The following is a 14582-nucleotide window of genomic DNA, read 5'->3' as shown; positions in this document are numbered from 1 at the left end:
CGGGTGGCGGGTGGCGGGTGGCGGGTGGCGGGTGCGGGTGGCGGGTGCGGGTGGCGGGTGCGGGTGGCGGGTGCGGGTGGCGGGGTGCCGCCGCCGCGTGACTCGTTCAGCGAGTCGTCTTTTGCTTGCGTATGCGTCGGATGGCCTGCAATTGCGCCACGGCTTCCGCCAGTTCCGCCTGCGCCTTGGCGTAATCGATATTGCCCGCCTGGGTTTCGAGCAGCGCCATGGCCTCTTCGCGAGCGCGCTGGGCACGGGCTTCGTCGAGACTCTCCGCGCGGATCGCGGTATCGGCCAGAATCGTCACCCGATCCGGCTGGATCTCGACGAAGCCGCCCGCGATATAGAGAAACGTATCAGTGCCGTCGCTGGCTTCGATTCGCACCGTGCCGGGGCGCATGCCCGTGAGCAGCGGCGTGTGCCCGGGGAGCACGCCCAACTCTCCCGCTATGCCGGGCACCGCGACGAAACGTGCCTCGCCCGAAAATATCGCCCGCTCGGTGCTCACCACGTCGACCTTGAGTAATGCCATGCCTTTCACTTCTCCCTGCGATGCCGCAGACATCGCCTAAATCGATTTTCCTGCCGGGACGACTCGGCGCAGACACATCGGGCACGCGCATAAGGGGGCGCCGGAACGGAATGGCATGCCGACAGTCGGCATATCCTGAGGAAGTGCCGCACGTTAGCTGCGGATTCATCCTAACCGCATTGATCTTGGCGAGGCAAGCGCGAGAACACCGCGTGGCATGGTATGAATGCGCCCCAAAGGCTTGCCGCACGTGGCCTGCACGTGGCCTGCGCGGGCGAGGTGGACGAGGTGGACGAGGTGGACGAGGTGGACGAGGTGGACGAGATGCGACGATCATCCCGGCGCACACGGCGCATCGGAAGCGTTCAATGCGGTGAAGCATGCGGTGGCGAATGCGACCGAGAAGGCGGCAAGCGTGTCGAACGTGTCGAACGTGTCCAGCATGACACGCCAGCGGGGCGCGGGGCGTTACCGCTCGAAACCGAGCGGCGGGAGGGGCCGGCCGGGCCGGCCAGCATTAGAAATGCAGTCCGAAGTATTCGGGCGCCCCGGCGAAGAGCTGCGTGCTCGGCATCGGATTGGACAGCGCGCGATGCCATACGGTTTGATACAGACCCGTCAGCCCGGCGTGCGGTCCGGTGACCAGGCTGTCGTCGGTTTTCATCACCCCGGCGTTGCCAAGCATGCCGCCAAGCGTGCCACCGCTGACAACGATCGGATCGGACACCCAAACGCCTGCGTCGGCGAATACATCGTGCCACGGCGCCGGTGCAACACCGATAAGTGCCGGCGGTGGAGAACCCGGGGGGTCAAACAACGGCGCTCGGGCCGCACGCTTGATGCGTGCGGCCCGCGACAGCCGGGCGCCATGCCGCGTGTGCGCGACGGTGGTCTTCTTGCTTGCCGAAGCCCCCGAATGACTCAGGGGACCCGACGGATTCGCGGCATGTGCCGATGCCGGTATCCAGAAGCCACACAGCGACGTCAGCGCCAGCATGACGCCCATGAGGCGATAGAGCGACTTCGTCATGACATCCTCGTCTGTCAGCGGTGAAACCCGCCTGTCCTGCCGAACTTAAAGCAAATTTCGGGCCATGAGCCACAACCGATTGATTCTTCGGCACTTCCAGCGGCATCTGTTGCACGTCTGTGCGATGACTCGCGGGAATTGTTTCATTTCAGAAACATCGCATGGCCGAGCACGGCGCGCGACGCACGATCACACGGCAAGCGCTGACGCGGGCCTCGGACGGCGCTGAAATTGCGAGGGCTCGCCGACGTGCCGCGCGGGTCTCTGGCACAATCGCTCAACGCCAGAATTCGTGGCCGTCGACACACTGCCTGCGCCAGCGCTGAGACAGTTCGACGTGCTGCAAGACCTCCAGGAGTCAGCGATGCCCCAGTTCGATGTGGATCTTTTCGTGATCGGTGCCGGTTCGGGCGGTGTGCGCGCAGCGCGCGTCGCGGCACAATACGGTGCCCGCGTGAAAGTCGCGGAGGAGTTCCGCGTCGGCGGCACCTGCGTGATTCGCGGTTGCGTACCGAAGAAGTTGCTCGTCTACGCCAGCCGCTTCGCCGACGAGTTCGAGGATGCCGCCGGTTTCGGCTGGCAAGTGCCCGCCCCCACGTTCGACTGGAAGACGCTCATTGCGCGCAAAGACAGCGAGATCGCGCGGCTCGAAGGCATCTATCGGGCCAACCTTGAACGCGCGGGCGCCGAACTGGTCGAGGCGCGTGCCGTGGTCGAAGGTCCGAACACGGTCGTGCTGCCGGCCACGGGCGAGCGCATCACGGCCCGCCACATCCTGATCGCCACCGGCGGCAAACCGGCGGATCAGCCGCACTTCATCGGCCGCGAGCATGCCATTTCGTCTAACGAAGTGTTTCATCTCGAATCACTGCCCGAGCGCATCACGATCATCGGCGGCGGTTACATCGCCCTGGAATTCGCAGGCGTGTTCGCCGGACTCGGCACGAAGGTCACGCTCGTGCATCGCGGTCCGCACTTGCTGCGTGGCTTCGACGACGACGTTCGCACCTCGCTCGAAGCCGCGTATCGCGAGCGCGGCATCGAGATCCTGCTCGAGCGCACCGTGGCGCGCGTCGACAAGACGCCTGGCAAGTTGCGCGTGACGATGTCCGACGGCAGCACGCACGACTCCGACGTCTTGCTCAGCGCGGCCGGACGCGTGCCCTACACCCAAGGTCTCGGCTTGGCAGCGAGCGGTGTGGCGCTCAACGACAGGGGCGCGGTCATCGTTGACGAATTCTCGCGCACCAATGTGCCATCGATCTTCGCCGTGGGCGATGTGACCGATCGCGTCAACCTGACGCCGATGGCGATTCGCGAAGGCCAGGCCTTCGCCGACACGGTGTTCGGCGAGCGCACGACACGCGTCGACCACCAGCGGATTCCGACAGCGGTGTTCAGCACCCCGGAGATCGGCGTGGTCGGGTTGACCGAAAGCGAGGCACGCGCCGTTTATGCCCAGCTCCAGGTGTACAAGGCGTCGTTCCGGCCGCTCAAGGCCACCCTGTCGGGCCGCCAGGAAAAGGTCCTGATGAAACTGCTCGTGGACGGTGCCACCGACAAGATCGTCGGCGCCCACATGGTAGGCGACCACGCAGGCGAGCAAGTGCAACTGCTCGGTGTGGCGCTGTCGATGGGCGCCACGAAGGCCGACTTCGACCGCACGCTCGCGGTACACCCGACGGCGGCCGAGGAATGGGTGACGATGCGAACGCCAGTCGCGTGATTCGCCGGCACGTCACCCGGGGCGCGTCGTTCTCGCATCCCTCGTAGACCACCTAGATGGCGCGGGCCGTTCAGGTCATCTGGCCTGCGTCGGTGGGCTGGCGCGCGTAGCGGTCGCTGAGTGCCCAGGGCACCCAGGTCGTCGACGGGGGCGGCGCCCCGTCCCCTGCCCATCAAAGGCTCTGATACCACACGCCGAAGATCGCAATCGGCGTGAGCCCAAGCAGCAGCACGCGCCACACCGGCACGAACCACTGCGCTCGCGTGCCATCGAGTACGGTGCGCGCCGTCGGCCAAATCCGAGCGCCGACGAACCACGCCACGCATAACCCGCCCGCGGGCATCAAGAGATTGACGGTCGCATAGTCCATCAGATCGAAAATCGTGCGGTCGAAGATGCGCACGTCCGACCACACGCCGAAGGACAACGCGGCCGGTGCGCCGAAGACGAACGTGGCGACCAGCACCGCCACCACGGCCGGCCCGCGACGCCATTGATATTCGTCGATGAGAAACGCCGTGACGGGTTCGAACAGCGAGACGGCGGACGTCAGCGCGGCAAACAGAAGCAACAGGAAAAATGCGATCGCCACGAGATGGCCCATCGGCATCTGCGCGAAAATCGCGGGCATCGTGATGAAGGTCAGCCCTGGCCCCGCGTTGGGCGCCACGCCGAACGCGAACACCGCCGGCAAAATCATCAGCCCGGCCAGGCAGCAGGCAAACGTTGCGAGCGTCGCCACCCAGACGGCCGAGCCGGCCAGTCGCGCGTCTTTGGGCAGATACGAGCCGTAGACCACGATCATGCCCGCCCCGAGCGACAGTGAGAAGAACGCCAGGCCCAGCGCTTCGAGCAGCGTGGCGCCGGAAATGACGGAGAAGTCGGGCGTCAGGAACCAGGCGACACCGGCCATGGCACCCGGCAAGGTGAGCGCGCGCGCCATAACCAGCAGCATCAACAGGAACAATGCGGGCATGAGCCACTTGCCTGCCCGCTCGATCCCCTTCTGCACGCCGGCAGCGACGATGGCGGTCGTCAGCCCGAGAAAGGCCCCCATGCTCGCGAGCGACGCCACCGGGTCCGCAATGAAGCTTGAGAATTCACCGACCAGACGATCGGTTTCGCCAGCGAGCACCGTGCCGGTCATCGCCCGGATGAGATACGCCACTGTCCAGCCACCGACGACGACGTAGAACGACAGAATCGCGAACGCGTTGAACGTGGCAATGCGCCCGACCCAGGCCCAGCGTCGCCCGCCCAATTCCCGCAGCGCCGTCGTGACCGACTTGCCGGTCAACCGGCCGAGGGTCATCTCGGCAAGCAGCAGCGCGACACCAAGCGACAGCACGCAGCCCAGGTATACAGCGAGAAAGGCACCGCCACCGTGTTGGCCCACCACGTAGGGAAATTTCCATACCGCGCCAAGCCCCACGGCGGAGCCGGCCGCCGCCAGGATGAAGCCTAGCCGCGACCCCCAGGTCGCGCGGCCCGCAACGGCGAGCGCATCCGACGTCGCGCCCGTCGAGGCGACGGGCGGTGCAGCAGGGATATCAGACAAATGGGACACGTGTCTCCTCCGGAAACGGCCGTGCACGCCGCGCCGACCGAAGTCGACACGGGCGCGTCACGACGCTTGTCATGGAATGGCGTCAGGCAGATTACCGGCGCGGCACGGCATCGCCTCGGGGACGATTCGGCTCACGGGCGCCAGCGTGCGACACCATCAGGGTGGCCAGAGAGTCTACGCGGGAAAAGGTACTCACCGAATTAGGAAAGCACCCAAAATGTTTTCGGAATTGTCAGGCTGCGCCGAGCGTCGAGATTCTCGGCGCAAGGTTTGTCAGTGCCCCAGTGCGATTTCGCCGGCCGATGCGGAGCGTGTGCCCGGCGTTGGCGGATTGCTTTCGCCGCGATACGCAAACACGACAGAGAATTTCGTGGTATCGCCCTCGTTGCGCCCGGCCGCGTGAAACAGGCCGCTGTGAAACAGCACGACGTCGCCCTGCGCGAGCGCCACCTGCTGGCCGCGGGCGACGAGCGGCTGGTTGTCCGGTTCGTCGGGACGCAGGAAGTCAAGCGAATCGAGTTGGTGCGGCTTGAGTTGTTCGCGATGCGACCCAGGGATGAAGCGCAGCGCACCGTTCTCGCGCGTTTCCTGCCCCAGCGCCAGCCACACCGAAATCAGGGAATTCTGCGGGAACGACCAATACCGGATATCGCGATGCCAGCCGGTCGCCGTACCGAAATGCGGGTGCTTGGTCATCACGCAATTGTGGTGCGCCAGCGTGAGTACCACGTCCTCGCCGAATATCTGCGCGAGCGACTCGACCAGATCCGGACGCGTTGCCCAGCGACGCAGCGCGTCACCACGGTCATACGCCTTGAGCAGACGACGAACGGTCTGCCCGCCCTGCGCTTCGCGCGATACCGGTGCCCCCGCATAGCCCACATCGGCTTCGAACTCGAGCGGCAATGTGGCCGCCGCCAGTTGCGCTCGCGCGTCGGCCAGCATCGCCTCGCAGTCGGCCTGCGCCACATAGCGCGGAAGAATCAGATAACCGTCGTGACGGAAGGTTTCGAGCTGCGATGCGGTAAGCGCCATGATGGTCGGCGAAGCGGGAAAATAGCTGGATGTTGAGGGAAATTCGGTAGTGTGGCAGGATGAATCGGGAGGTCTGGCGCGCCACGTGGGCGTGACGTTGCGCGCAACGTCACACTCAGGCGGCGCGCTTGCGTCGTCGTGGCGGCAGTTCCGCGGCGGCCTTGCGCTCGAGCGCGGGTTCGGGCTGAGGCACGTCCGTGCCCGGCAACGACGCCTGCGGATTCCCGACGGGGCGCGGCGTGTCGACCACGCTGCGAAGGCGGTCGAGTTCGCGCGTGAGCTTTGCCAATTGGTACTCGAGCTGGCAATTACGGCGGTACAACGTGCGCATTTTCTGGCTAAGCGCCTGCGTCTGTGTCCAGTATTCCGGATACATGACGAAACGCCCGTCAGGGCGCTCGACGACACCCAGCCCGCTCTGCCCCATCACGTCGATGGTTTCCAGCGCGTAGCGTCGAACTTTTTTTACCGTACCTGCCGCCATTGATTTCCTACAGTCCCAGCCTGAGAGAGTCAGGCGCGGCATTTTGCCATGAATTCGCCCCGCCCGGGCGGCAAACCCCTGCCGGGCGGCGAATTATTTTCGGCCACCGGCCCCGCCAGCCGGGCCTGCCGACGTCGACCTTGGGGCGTGTTTCGGCTTGTCGATCTCGATGGAAACAGGGTCGCTGGCCGGAAACGTCTCCTCGAGCGCTTCGTCGAGGTCGCGCTCCACGATGTCTTCCGGCTGAGGGTGTTGTGATCCGGGCTTGCGCGTCGGGGTATCGCTCATCAAGTCCTCCGCGGGGAAAGCCGCGCCAAGGCGCGACGGCACCTCCCACTATACCGCGACCTGCGTATCTTCGCGTCGATGCAAGTCGTAGGCCGCCCTATGTCGCCGCCCCCAAGTGTCCGGGCTTGCCTGGCGGCATCAACTGTTCACGATGACGAACCAGCGCTTCGCGCACCAGCAGATGCATCTCGGCGGACGCCGGCGTGTCGGCCAGCGCCAGGATCTCGGCGCGCATGCGGGGGTCCCAGAACTTGTGCAGATGCGAGGCGACCTCGTCGAGCGCTTCCTCGCGATCGGGTAGCGATTCAAAGAAGTCCGCGATGCGATTGGCCATGCGTACGAGGTTGTTGCCGTCCATCGAAAATCTCCTGCTGCTTCGTTGCCGTCAGGCGCTGGCGTCGAGCGCCGCCCCGCCGGTGTAGATGACGCACTGCTCACCGCGCACGAAACCCACCAGCGTCACGCCCGCCCCCTCGGCCGTTCGCACCGCGAGCGCCGTTGCCGCTGACACCGCCGCGACCATCGGAATGCCCACCTGCGCCGCCTTTTGCACGATTTCGACGCTTGCGCGACTCGTCATGAGGACGAAGCCGCGATCGAACGCCTGTTCGCTGCGCGCGAGCGCGCCGATCAGCTTGTCGAGCGCATTGTGCCGGCCGACGTCTTCACGCAGGCAAATTATCTCGCCCTGCGGCGAACACCAGGCAGCGCCGTGCACGGCCCCCGTCACGCCGTTCAGGGGCTGATGTCGCGCCAGCCCGGCATGCGCGGCGGCCAGCGCCGCATGCGTCACGCGCAGCGGCTCGCCGGCCGCCGGCAGCGGCCGCAGCACCTGATCGAGGCTTTCCGTGCCGCACAGCCCGCAGCCGGTGCGCCCGGTGAGATTTCGACGCCGCGCCTTGAGTCCGGCAAACGCGCGCGACGAGACTTCGAGATGCGCCGTCACGCCCTGCGACGTTGCGCTCACGTCAATGCCATAACACTCGCGCCGGTCGCCCAGAATGCCCTCGGACAACGCGAAGCCCAGCGCAAAGTCTTCGATATCGGCCGGCGTGGCGAGCATCACCACGTGGGAGATGCCGTTGAATTCCAGTGCCACCGGCACTTCTTCGGCCAGCGCGTCGCCCGCCGACTGCCACGCCCCATGACGGAAGCGGCGCACGGCGAAGGTCGCGCTCGGCGCAAGACTGTCCGGGTCGATCGCGGCGGGCGCCACGTCGCACCTCGGTGCGTCACCGCCACCAAAGCTGCCTGCGCCGACAGCAACATCGCTCGCCTTGTCGATGACATCGGCGCCGCCCGGCGCCGCGTCCTCGGTCGGCGATTCGTGGGCAGGCGGTGCGTCGTCCCGGTCACGTAATGGGTTGAACATCGTCAAACGCTGACTCCTGATCAATTCACCGATTCCGCCCCTACTTTGCAGGTGCCGGTTCTGGGGGCATGTGGGCCGCCTCGAGCAGCGCGAGCTGCGTGCGGTTGAATGTCGAATATTGGGCCTGCCATGCCGAGGGCTGCACCACCGGCAGCACTTGCACGGCTGTCACCTTGTACTCGGGGCAATTGGTCGCCCAGTCCGAGTTGTCGGTCGTGATCACATTCGCGCCCGACTCGGGGAAATGGAACGTCGTGTATACCACGCCCGGCTGCATGCGCTCGCTGATGACCGCGCGCAGCACCGTCTCGCCCGCGCGGCTGCGAATGCCCACCCAATCGCCGTCCTTGATGCCGCGATCCTCCGCATCGACCGGGTGAATTTCGAGTCGATCCTCATCATGCCAGGCCACATTTTCCGTGCGACGCGTCTGCGCGCCGACATTGTATTGCGAGAGGATGCGCCCCGTGGTGAGCAGCAGCGGATAGCGCGGCGTGACCTTCTCGTCCGTCGGCACGTACCGCGTGATGATGAAACGCCCCTTGCCGCGCACGAACTCGTGCACGTGCATGATCGGCGTGCCGTCGGGCGCCTCGTCGTTGCATGGCCATTGCAGACTGCCGGCCTCGTCCAGGCGCGCGTAGCTCACGCCGCTGAACGTCGGGGTCAGCCGGGCGATCTCGTCCATGATCTGCGACGGATGCGTGTACGGCATGTCGTACCCCAATCGCTTCGCCAGCGCGATCGTCACCTCCCAGTCCGCCATGCCCGGCAGCGGCGCCATCACACGGCGCACGCGCGAGATGCGCCGCTCCGCGTTGGTGAACGTGCCATCCTTTTCGAGGAATGTCGTGCCCGGCAGCAGCACGTGCGCGTACTTGGCCGTTTCGTTCAGGAAGATGTCCTGCACGACGATGCACTCCATCGCCTCCATCGCCGCCGCCACGTGCTGGGTGTTCGGGTCCGACTGCACGATGTCCTCGCCCTGACAATAGAGCCCCTTGAAGCTGCCGTGTACCGCGGCGTCGAACATGTTCGGAATGCGCAGTCCCGGCTCGGCCTGCAACGTAACGCCCCAGGCGGCCTCGAATGTCTCGCGCACCAGCGTATCGGAGACGTGGCGATAACCGGGCAGCTCATGGGGGAACGACCCCATGTCGCAAGAGCCTTGCACGTTGTTCTGGCCACGCAACGGGTTCACGCCGACGCCCTCGCGTCCGACATTGCCCGTGGCCATCGCCAGGTTGGCAATGCCCATGACGGCAGTCGAGCCCTGCACGTGTTCGGTCACACCCAGCCCGTAATAGATCGCCGCATTGCCGCCCGTGGCATACAGGCGTGCCGCGCCGCGAATCTGCTCGGCCGCCACGCCGGTGACGACGGACACCGCTTCCGGCGAATTCTCCGGCAGCGCCACGAAGTCGCGCCACTGTGCGAAGGCGCGATCCTCGCAACGCTCGGCAATGAAGTCCTCGGCCAGCAGCCCTTCGGTCACGATCACATGCGCAAGGGCATTGACCATTGCCACGTTGGTCCCGGGGCGCAGCGGCAAGTGGAAAGCGGCCTTCACGTGCGGCCCGTCGACAATATCGATGCGGCGCGGATCGATCACGATCAGGTTCGCGCCCTCGCGCACCCGACGTTTGAGCCGCGAGGCGAATACCGGGTGCCCATCGGTCGGGTTCGCCCCCATCACGAGAATCACGTCCGAGTGCTCGATCGACTTGAACGTCTGCGTGCCGGCCGACTCGCCGAGCGTCTGCTTCAGTCCGTAACCGGTCGGCGAATGGCACACGCGGGCGCAGGTATCCACATTGTTGTTGCCGAACGCGGCACGTACGAGCTTCTGCACGAGATACGTCTCTTCGTTCGTGCAGCGCGACGACGTGATGCCACCAATCGATTCGCGCCCGTAAGTCGCCTGAATGCGCCGGAACTCCGACGCTGCGTAGTCGAGCGCCTCGTCCCATGACACTTCGCGCCAGGGGTCGGTGATCTTGCTGCGGATCATCGGCTTGGTGATGCGCTCCTTGTGCGTGGCGTATCCCCAAGCAAAGCGCCCCTTCACGCAGGCATGCCCCTCGTTCGCCCCGCCGTCCTTGTATGGCGTCATGCGAATGACTTCCCCGCCCTTCATTTCCGCCTTGAAGGCGCAGCCCACCCCGCAGTAGGCGCAGGTCGTCACCACGGCATGCTCGGGTTGCCCCATCGCGATGATGCTTTTTTCCTGCAGCGTCGCCGTCGGGCAGGCCGCTACGCAAGCGCCGCACGACACACACTCCGAGTCCATGAACGGCTGGTCCTGCCCGGCCGAGACACGCGATGCGAAGCCGCGTCCGGAGATGGTCAGCGCAAACGTGCCCTGCGTTTCTTCACACGCCCGCACACAGCGATTGCAGACGATGCATTTCGACGGGTCATAGGTGAAATACGGATTCGACTCGTCCTTCGCGTCGTGAAGATGGTTATCGCCCTCGAAACCGTAGCGCACTTCACGCAGCCCGGTCACGCCCGCCATGTCCTGCAACTCGCAATCGCCGTTGGCCGCGCAGGTCAGGCAGTCGAGCGGGTGATCGGAGATATACAGCTCCATGACATTGCGGCGCAGATCCTGCAGCGCCGGCGACTGCGTGCGCACCTTCATGCCCGGCTCGACCGGGGTCGTGCACGAGGCGGGAAATCCTCGCCGCCCCTCGATTTCGACCAGACACAAGCGGCACGACCCGAACGGTTCGAGCGAATCCGTGGCGCAGAGCTTGGGGATGTTGACGTCGCGGTCCGCCGCGGCGCGCATGATCGACGTGCCAGCCGGCACCGTCACGGTCTGACCGTCGATTTCGAGGGTGACGACAACGTCGCTCTCGCGCAGCGGTGTGCCCATGTCCGGGTCGTGGCCCGGGGTAACGGTTGTGCTCGGATGCATCATGTGTTCTCCTCCCTGCCCGGCGCTCGCGCGTCAGGCGGCTTCGGCGCGCCCGGCGCCCTCAGGCAGACCGAAGTCCGCCGGGAAATGGTCAAGCGCGGAGCGCACCGGGAACGGCGTCATGCCGCCCATCGCGCACAGCGACCCCGACACCATCGTGTCACACAGATCTCGCAGCAGTTTGATCTGACGCACGGACGTGTCGCCACGCCGAATCTGCTCGATCACCTCGACCCCGCGCGTCGCCCCGATGCGGCACGGCGTGCATTTGCCGCATGACTCATGCGCACAGAAGTGCATCGCGTAACTGGCCAGCGCCGAGAGGTCGGCCGTGTCGTCGTGGACCACCACGCCGCCGTGACCAACGACCGCCCCGAGCGCGGCATAAGCCTCGTAATCCATCGGCACGTCCCACTGCGCGCTCGGCAGATACGCCCCAAGCGGCCCGCCGACCTGGATCGCCTTGGCCGGGCGCCCGCTGGCCGTACCGCCGCCGAAGTCGTCGAGCAGCGTGCGCAGCGTCACACCGAATGCCAACTCCACCAGTCCGCCGCGACGCACGTTGCCCGCGAGCTGCACTGCCAGCGTGCCCTGCGAGCGGCCCATGCCGAACTTGCGATAGGCGTCGGCACCCTGCGCGAAGATGAACGGCACACTCGCGAGGGTCACGACGTTGTTGACCAGCGTCGGCTGCCCGAAGAGTCCGGCCACCGCCGGAATCGGCGGTTTCGCGCGAACCACGCCGCGCTTGCCTTCCAGGCTTTCGAGCAACGCCGTTTCCTCGCCGCAGATATAGGCGCCCGCGGCCTTGGCGACGCGCAATTCGCAGGCACGCCCGGAGCCCAGCATGTCCGGGCCAAGCCAGCCTTGCCGGCGCGCGACGGCAATCGCCGCCTCGAGCGCCGCAATCGCGTGCGGATACTCGCTGCGCACGTAGATGATGCCCTCACTCGCGCCCACGCAGAGCGCCGCGATGATCATCCCCTCGATGAGGACGAACGGGTCGCTCTCCATGATCAGCCGGTCGGCAAACGTGCCCGAGTCGCCCTCATCGGCGTTGCAGACGACATATTTGGTCGCCGCCGGAGCCCGGCTGACGGTTTGCCATTTGATGCCCGCCGGAAACGCCGCCCCGCCGCGTCCGCGCAATCCCGAGTCGAGCACGGTCTGGCACCCTGCGGCGGCATCGAGCGCCAGGCACGCGCGCAGTCCCGTCAGGCCGCCGTGCGCTTCGTAGTCCGAGGGGCTGAGCGGATCGGTCACACCAATGCGTGCGAACGTCAGGCGCTGTTGCCGCGCCAGATAGGGAATGGCATCGACGCGTCCAACGCACGCAGGCATCAAGGCCTCCCAACTGCCGTCGGGGTTGTCGGCCGGCAAGTCACGCTCGGCGTCCTGGACGGCACAGGCCGGCCAGCCGCTATCGAACAAGGCCGCGACCTGGGCAGCCTGCACATTGCTGTACCCGACGCGCCCGGCGGGCGTCGCCACTTCGACGAGCGGCTCCAGCCAGAACAGCCCTCGCGAGCCGTTGCGCACGATATCGACGGCAATGCCTCTCCGGGTGGCTTCTGTTGCCACAGCGGCGGCGACCCGGTCCGCGCCCAGGGCAAGCGCCGCGGAATCGCGCGGGATATAGACGCGGTAAGGGCCGCGCGTGGACACGTCAGACATGCTCACCTGCCTTGCGCGCCGGCTGCGACGCCAGCAACGCGTCGAAGCGCGCCGCGCTCACGCGCGCATGCAATTCGCCGTTGATCATCACGGCCGGGGACAACGCACACTGTCCGAGGCAGTACACCGATTCGACGCCGACGTCCTGACACGGCTCGCCGTCCACCTTTGCACCGGTGCACGCTTCGATATGGGCCACGAGCGCTTCGCCGCCGCGACTGCGGCAGGCCTCCGCGCGGCAGACCTGCACCACGGTCGACGGTGGCGGCGCGCTGCGGAAGTGGTGATAGAAGGTAATCACGCCATGCACCTCGGCGCGAGACAGATTGAGCGCGGCGGCAATCGCCGGCACATGGGCCGGGTCGATGTAACCGTCGCTGTCCTGCAAGGCGTGCAACAGCGGCAACAACTCGTGTGCACGGCCGGCGTGGCGGGCCAGCAGCGGCGCGAGCGTCGCATGAGGGGTGGGCACCATCTCGAATGTCTCCTGGGGCGAAACGGCATCTCATATGTTCTTCATTGCATATGATGATCCCACGTTTCTGGGGGCTCGACAGTTAGGACATTAGTCCAAACCGCCCCGCCCAACAAGCCTCGTGGAAACACCGATAGCTTGATTTGGGTGCCTTTCCCGTGGTCGCTGCATGGCACCATGCAACATTGGCATGCGCCACATCGGACGGGCGTTCCAGTGCCATCCATCGCCACCCCCGTCATATGCATGACACTACATATGAAGCCTTAACCCAACGACGGAAACGCCTCGGAGAGCGGCGCAATGCGCCCGGTGGCCGCCTCGCTGTAGCCGGGGATGGCATGCACCGCCTGCCGATACTCGGCGCTTTGCAGAATGTCCAGCAGTGCCTGCAAATGCGCGGACTCGCCGCCGGTCTCGGGAAACATCAGGCAGTAACGCTCGGTCAGGATCGGCAGGAAGTCGAGCCCGAACTGGCTTGCCGCCGCCTCGATCGCGAGCCCCGCATCGGCGCGTCCGCTGGCGATGTAGGCGGCCACGGCGGCATGCGTGAACTCGATGTTCTCCGCCCCCGCGATGGCGGACGGATCGATCTCCTCACGCGCGAGCAGCAGATCGAAGATGATGCGCGTGCCGGACCCGCGCTCCCGGTTCGCGAAGCGCGCCCCAGTGCGCGGCAGGTCGGCCAGCGCGTGAATGCCGAGCGGATTGCCGCGTGCGACAAGCAGTCCGAGACGGCGTGACGCCACATCGGCCACCCGATACGACTTGCCCTTGAGCAACGGCCCGTAATGATCGAGCACCGGCTCCGCCAGCGCGCCGATCGGCACGTGAAAACTCGCCACCTCGCACTCGTGCTTCGCGAGCGCGGCGATCGCCTCGATGCTGCCCCGATAGCTCACGTCGATGGGCAGGCCCGCCCGACCCGCGAAATCGACCAGCGCCGCGATCGCCAGCCCGTGACTGGCAAACAGTCGCAGTTGGTCGCTGTCCTGCAAGAGCAAATCGTCGAGTTCGGTCTGCAGCTCCGACGCCATCGTTTCCAGCAAGGGCCCAAGCCGCGCCTGGAGACGCTTTTGCCCCCACAGCAACCGTTGCGCCAACGGCGTGAGCACCGCACCACGCCCGCGCGCCATCGTCAGCAACGGCGCCCCCATGAGCGCCTCGACTTCCTTCACATGCCCCCAGGCACCACGATACGACTGCCCGAGCGCCTGACTCGCCGCCTGCAGGTTGCCGTTCGCCTGCACTTCGGCGAGCAGCGACAACACCTTGTCGAGCGGAAGATCGTTGCCGTCGTGGCGAAACCGGAGCTGCGGAGCAATGGAAATTTGCTTCATTGATTCACCTTATATGCTATTCATTGCATAAATCAATTTATGCAATATCCTGATAAGATGCTTGAAAACGTCGAATTAACGGGGCATAACTGACGAACATCGACTCAAGACCCCCGTCGCAACGTCTTGCAATTAT

13 protein-coding genes are annotated in these 14582 nt (G+C 65.8%); 1 reads left to right on the top strand and 12 read right to left on the bottom strand.

The window, feature by feature from the left end; all coding sequences use genetic code 11:
• Nucleotides 1-106: 106 nt before the first annotated feature.
• Nucleotides 107-532, bottom strand: coding sequence for a F0F1 ATP synthase subunit epsilon (locus PEP31012_RS22875; protein WP_150591499.1), 426 nt, complete (start codon nucleotides 530-532; stop codon nucleotides 107-109).
• 517 nt (nucleotides 533-1049) lie between these two features.
• A complete protein-coding gene (locus PEP31012_RS22870) occupies nucleotides 1050-1562 on the bottom strand; it encodes a hypothetical protein (RefSeq protein ID WP_150591498.1) in 513 nt (170 codons plus the stop codon).
• 364 nt (nucleotides 1563-1926) lie between these two features.
• Here PEP31012_RS22870 and gor point away from each other — a divergent pair, with 364 nt between their 5' ends.
• Complete coding sequence (gene gor / locus PEP31012_RS22865; RefSeq protein WP_150591497.1) at nucleotides 1927-3288, top strand: glutathione-disulfide reductase; 1362 nt, start codon at nucleotides 1927-1929, stop codon at nucleotides 3286-3288.
• Nucleotides 3289-3460: 172 nt separating this feature from the next.
• Here gor and PEP31012_RS22860 read toward each other — a convergent pair whose 3' ends face one another.
• The 10 genes from PEP31012_RS22860 to PEP31012_RS22815 form a co-directional block, all read right to left on the bottom strand.
• Complete coding sequence (locus tag PEP31012_RS22860; RefSeq protein ID WP_217427161.1) at nucleotides 3461-4846, bottom strand: sodium-dependent transporter; 1386 nt, start codon at nucleotides 4844-4846, stop codon at nucleotides 3461-3463.
• Between the two features lie 282 nt (nucleotides 4847-5128).
• On the bottom strand, nucleotides 5129-5890 hold the full coding sequence (locus PEP31012_RS22855) for a phytanoyl-CoA dioxygenase family protein (RefSeq protein WP_150591496.1): 762 nt from the start codon (nucleotides 5888-5890) through the stop codon (nucleotides 5129-5131).
• A gap of 115 nt (nucleotides 5891-6005) precedes the next feature.
• Nucleotides 6006-6374, bottom strand: a complete 369-nt coding sequence (locus PEP31012_RS22850; RefSeq protein WP_150591495.1) for a hypothetical protein — start codon at nucleotides 6372-6374, stop codon at nucleotides 6006-6008.
• 93 nt (nucleotides 6375-6467) lie between these two features.
• Nucleotides 6468-6662, bottom strand: coding sequence for a hypothetical protein (locus PEP31012_RS22845; protein WP_150591494.1), 195 nt, complete (start codon nucleotides 6660-6662; stop codon nucleotides 6468-6470).
• A gap of 97 nt (nucleotides 6663-6759) precedes the next feature.
• Nucleotides 6760-7020, bottom strand: coding sequence for a formate dehydrogenase subunit delta (locus tag PEP31012_RS22840; RefSeq protein ID WP_150591493.1), 261 nt, complete (start codon nucleotides 7018-7020; stop codon nucleotides 6760-6762).
• Nucleotides 7021-7047: 27 nt separating this feature from the next.
• Nucleotides 7048-8040 (bottom strand): formate dehydrogenase accessory sulfurtransferase FdhD, encoded by a 993-nt coding sequence (gene fdhD, locus PEP31012_RS22835; RefSeq protein ID WP_343039922.1) that lies wholly within the window; start codon nucleotides 8038-8040, stop codon nucleotides 7048-7050.
• Nucleotides 8041-8074: 34 nt separating this feature from the next.
• Nucleotides 8075-10960, bottom strand: a complete 2886-nt coding sequence (gene fdhF / locus PEP31012_RS22830) for a formate dehydrogenase subunit alpha (protein ID WP_150591492.1) — start codon at nucleotides 10958-10960, stop codon at nucleotides 8075-8077.
• Between the two features lie 30 nt (nucleotides 10961-10990).
• Entirely contained in the window at nucleotides 10991-12631 is a 1641-nt protein-coding gene (locus tag PEP31012_RS22825; protein WP_150591491.1) for a formate dehydrogenase beta subunit, read from the bottom strand.
• Nucleotides 12624-13106 (bottom strand): NAD(P)H-dependent oxidoreductase subunit E, encoded by a 483-nt coding sequence (locus PEP31012_RS22820; RefSeq protein ID WP_150591490.1) that lies wholly within the window; start codon nucleotides 13104-13106, stop codon nucleotides 12624-12626. The genes PEP31012_RS22825 and PEP31012_RS22820 overlap by 8 nt, the downstream gene beginning before the upstream one ends.
• Before the next feature lie 266 nt (nucleotides 13107-13372).
• The gene (locus PEP31012_RS22815) at nucleotides 13373-14446 is read right to left on the bottom strand and encodes a substrate-binding domain-containing protein (protein WP_150591489.1); all 1074 of its coding nucleotides are present in this window, start codon (nucleotides 14444-14446) and stop codon (nucleotides 13373-13375) included.
• Nucleotides 14447-14582 lie beyond the last annotated feature (136 nt).

The organism is Pandoraea eparura (assembly GCF_902459725.1).
GTDB lineage: Bacteria > Pseudomonadota > Gammaproteobacteria > Burkholderiales > Burkholderiaceae > Pandoraea > Pandoraea eparura.
The sequence above is the reverse complement of the archived record's forward strand: the minus strand, read 5'-3'. Positions and strand labels throughout refer to the sequence as shown.

What these genes read in the sequence shown, in the direction of transcription:
- PEP31012_RS22875 (WP_150591499.1), bottom strand. Translation starts at nt 532, where the DNA reads ATGGCATTACTCAAGGTCGACGTGGTGAGCACCGAGCGGGCGATATTT.
- PEP31012_RS22870 (WP_150591498.1), bottom strand. Translation starts at nt 1,562, where the DNA reads ATGACGAAGTCGCTCTATCGCCTCATGGGCGTCATGCTGGCGCTGACG.
- gor (WP_150591497.1), top strand. Translation starts at nt 1,927, where the DNA reads ATGCCCCAGTTCGATGTGGATCTTTTCGTGATCGGTGCCGGTTCGGGC.
- PEP31012_RS22855 (WP_150591496.1), bottom strand. Translation starts at nt 5,890, where the DNA reads ATGGCGCTTACCGCATCGCAGCTCGAAACCTTCCGTCACGACGGTTAT.
- PEP31012_RS22850 (WP_150591495.1), bottom strand. Translation starts at nt 6,374, where the DNA reads ATGGCGGCAGGTACGGTAAAAAAAGTTCGACGCTACGCGCTGGAAACC.
- PEP31012_RS22845 (WP_150591494.1), bottom strand. Translation starts at nt 6,662, where the DNA reads ATGAGCGATACCCCGACGCGCAAGCCCGGATCACAACACCCTCAGCCG.
- PEP31012_RS22840 (WP_150591493.1), bottom strand. Translation starts at nt 7,020, where the DNA reads ATGGACGGCAACAACCTCGTACGCATGGCCAATCGCATCGCGGACTTC.
- fdhF (WP_150591492.1), bottom strand. Translation starts at nt 10,960, where the DNA reads ATGATGCATCCGAGCACAACCGTTACCCCGGGCCACGACCCGGACATG.
- PEP31012_RS22825 (WP_150591491.1), bottom strand. Translation starts at nt 12,631, where the DNA reads ATGTCTGACGTGTCCACGCGCGGCCCTTACCGCGTCTATATCCCGCGC.
- PEP31012_RS22820 (WP_150591490.1), bottom strand. Translation starts at nt 13,106, where the DNA reads ATGGTGCCCACCCCTCATGCGACGCTCGCGCCGCTGCTGGCCCGCCAC.
- PEP31012_RS22815 (WP_150591489.1), bottom strand. Translation starts at nt 14,446, where the DNA reads ATGAAGCAAATTTCCATTGCTCCGCAGCTCCGGTTTCGCCACGACGGC.